Raw genomic sequence first — 3,452 nt, 5'->3', positions numbered from 1 at the left:
AAGTGAATGAGGATTGTTTTTTAGCACTCTTTTCTGTTGTTTTTTGTCTGTTTTGCTCTCAGTTTTTGTGTTTCTCATAAAGTTCTGTGGTGATTGTTGCTGTTTATCTTAAGAAGTGATGTTGATAATACCACATTCACCTTTTTCACTGCCGAAGGCTAGGTTATGACCCGTTTGATCCCAACTTAGTGCTGAGATGGCGCTTTTCCCATAACCTTTGAGAAGGGTTTCTTTTCCATCATGAAATTGTACACATAAAATCATCCCATCATTAAAGCCAATAGCTACAATTTCTTCACTTGGATGGCATGAAACAGCGCTAACAAGTGCATTTGCTCGTGTGCCGAGTTCCAATGGTGCTTTACCCATAGGACCATCCTTTGTATAAAAGGGCCAAACAATTGCAGCTGATGCACCTGAGGTTGCTAGCCATTTTCCTTTTGCACTCCAAGACCAGCTTTTTACTTTGTTTGGGTAGCCACTCATACGCAAATGTTGATTATCAGCAAGCCGCCAACCATGTAAGGCGTTTTCTTGCATAGTAGAAATGACATAGCGGTTGTCTGGCGAAAAGGTGACATCAAAATGCGCCCCTTTCCATACGAGTGTGGTTGGAGATGTTTGTGTTGACAACCAATGAAGGGTAACACCATTGTAATGGGCAACGGCAAGTCGTAAACCCTTTGGGGCAAAAGCAAGACCTTCTACACTGCGTTCGTGGACAAGCTCTTGCATCCCTTTACCAACATTTGCCAATGTTAAACGTGAGGAGGCAAAAGCAAAAACTTTCTGAGGTCCAAAAGCAACTTTGTTTATCCATTTTCGTTCTTGGTGTCCCAGTACTATTGTGCGACCATCTGCTGTTGTTTGGCAGGCTTTTCCATCTTCTCCACCAGTGATGATCGCTGTGTTGTCATGTGCAAAATGACTTGAAATTGTTCCTTGATGAACTTCAATGATTTTCGGGATAGGATTAAAAAAAACAATGAATCCTTCCACTGAAACGAAGGTTGGTTTATTGTCAATAAAACCGCAGGAAAGGCAAAAGCTTTGGAGATCGTAATTGGTAATGCTTGGCATTGTTACTCACTTATACGCAATTTTCAAAACCAGTTTTAAGTTTTTCAGCATCAAGGGTGCGACCGATAAAAACAAGTCGGCTTTCACGTTTTTCATCATTACGCCAAGGACGTTGATGCTGTCCCTCAAGGAGCATGTGTATGCCTTGAATGACATATCTATCACCGTCTCCGTGAAATGCAAGAATACCCTTTAAACGTAAAATATCAGGACCTTGTTGTTGTGTAATTTGTTGGATCCATGGGAAAAACTTTTCTGGTTGGAGAGCTCCTGTTTTTAAACTTACAGAGGTGACAGTAATGTCGTGAATAGCGGATGGATGATCATGATGATGATTATGATTGCAATCAGGACCACAGACATGATCTGAATGTTGATGATCAAGAAAATGGGGCTCACCTTCTAAAGTACGTTGGAGATCAAAAGAACCAAGATTGAGGATTTTATCAAGAGGAATATGAGCACGTTCTGTTGGATAAAGGACTGCCCTAGGATTAATCGCAAAAATGAGAGATTCAGCATGGGAACGTTCTTGTGCATTAACAAGATCAATTTTATTTAAAATGATAATATCAGAGAAGGCAATTTGATCTTCAGCTTCACGGCTCTTTTTAAGTTGGGACGGCAAATGTTTTGCATCAACAACAGCTATAACACTGTCAAGAGCTGTTTTTTCATGGACCGTACTATCCATGAAAAACGTTTGTGCAACGGGAATAGGATCAGCAAGTCCTGTTGTTTCTATAATAATAGCATCAAATCGATGAGAGCGTTTCATCAAGTTTTCTAGAATACGAATAAGGTCTCCGCGTACAGTGCAGCAAACACAGCCATTATTCATTTCATAAATTTCTTCGTCTGATTCAATGATAAGGTCATTATCGATACCGATTTCACCAAATTCATTGACGATAACTGCATAACGTTTGCCATGATTTTCGCTGAGAATGCGATTGAGAAGAGTCGTTTTTCCTGCGCCAAGATAACCTGTCAGAACTGTAACGGGAAGCTTCTTGGATGTATTGTTTGTCTTTTCCATGGAGGACGCCCTTTATTGTAATGCATTTATTTTAAATCGATTGATATCATCAAGTAAATCACGTAGCCCACAAAGAACATGAGAAAAAATTGCTTCACCTGCTTTTGAGGTCGCTTGGCTTGCATTGCCTGCAGCTCCCTGCGTGTTAAGATCACGCATTGTCCAGCCAAAGGCATGAGGACCATAAGCGCGTAAATATCGATAATTGGCAATCATATCGGCTTGCTTATTATGAAAATTTTGTGCTTTCTCCATATGCACTTTTTCAGGTGCCAAATAAAGCATTAAAGAGGTCTCAATAAATCCTCCGTGGATATCAAGATGTTGTTGTGAGGGCTCCATTAAGCCTTGTGGTAGACCAAAACGACTCCAGCTTGTTGCAACCGCAAGCATTGAAAAACGCCTGCGTAATTCTGTGATAACAATGCTCATTAAAGGTGAATTGCCTCCGTGAGCATTGAGAAGAAGAAGGCGCGTAATGCCTTTACGATAGCAACTTTCACCTATATTTATCCATCGCTCAATAGCTTCAGAAAAGGAGAGTGTTTTTGTACCAAGAGTATCCATATGTTCACTTGAATAGCCAATCTTTTCAACTGGTAAGAGTGCTATATGAAATTGTTCTTTTGTTTGTAAAGTGAGCGCTTTTGCAAAAGCTTCAGCAATAATCCAGTCTGTTTCAAAGGGGAGGTGATTTCCGTGATATTCATGGGCGCCCAAGGGTAAAAGAGCAAGAAAAGGCGTATTGGATATCATGAATTTATTGCCTAAATAGAGAAGTTCATAAAAGTGATTAAAAATAGTAGAGTCTCTCCCCTCGATTTTAGTCTATATATAAGGGAAACGCAAATAGCAGTATTTTCAAGCAAATATCTGCGCAATTGAAGTGAGAGATTTGTGATAAATGGTGAAAATCTTGGCGAGAAAAATTCTCAGTTTTTAATATGATCTTGGGTTATTAATATTCAAAGAGTCGGTATCTTCGTAAGATTTTCTGATGCGTATTTTACTTTTAAAGAGAAAGCCTTCAAGAATAGCAAATATTCCGCATTCTATAACGAAAAATGAATTGTTCCATAGATTTATTAAAAGTTTGAGTTTAGGTGCATTTGATTGAAAGTATCCTGCTTTTCTTATAACGACCAAAGTATTTCTGTTGTTGCGGTGATTGTATTTCTGTTGTTTCAGTGATTATGGTTATTTAAGATATTGACTTTAATAGAGGTTTTTGCGCCCTTGCTTCTAGGCTTCTAGGCTTCTAGGCTTCTAGGCTTCTAGGCTTCTAGGCTTCTAGGCTTCTAGGCTTCTAGGCTTCTAGGCTTCTAGGCTTCTA

At 39.4% G+C, this 3,452-nt stretch carries 3 protein-coding genes; all 3 read right to left on the bottom strand.

Translation table 11 applies throughout. The annotated features are described in order from the left end of the window. Window positions 1-108: 108 nt before the first annotated feature. The 3 genes from ABID39_RS07695 to ABID39_RS07685 are packed head-to-tail and all read right to left on the bottom strand — an operon-like array spanning window position 109 to window position 2,875. Window positions 109-1,080: a WD40 repeat domain-containing protein gene (locus ABID39_RS07695; protein ID WP_354187564.1), complete on the bottom strand. Its 972-nt coding sequence runs from the start codon at window positions 1,078-1,080 to the stop codon at window positions 109-111. Window positions 1,081-1,090: 10 nt separating this feature from the next. Next, window positions 1,091-2,119, bottom strand: coding sequence for a CobW family GTP-binding protein (locus ABID39_RS07690; protein WP_354187562.1), 1,029 nt, complete (start codon window positions 2,117-2,119; stop codon window positions 1,091-1,093). Window positions 2,120-2,131: 12 nt separating this feature from the next. After that, complete coding sequence (locus ABID39_RS07685) at window positions 2,132-2,875, bottom strand: creatininase family protein (RefSeq protein ID WP_354187560.1); 744 nt, start codon at window positions 2,873-2,875, stop codon at window positions 2,132-2,134. Window positions 2,876-3,452: the final 577 nt, after the last annotated feature.

This window comes from Bartonella japonica, from assembly GCF_040545385.1.
Taxonomy (GTDB): domain Bacteria; phylum Pseudomonadota; class Alphaproteobacteria; order Rhizobiales; family Rhizobiaceae; genus Bartonella; species Bartonella japonica.
This window is presented reverse-complemented; position numbering and strand designations above follow the sequence as displayed.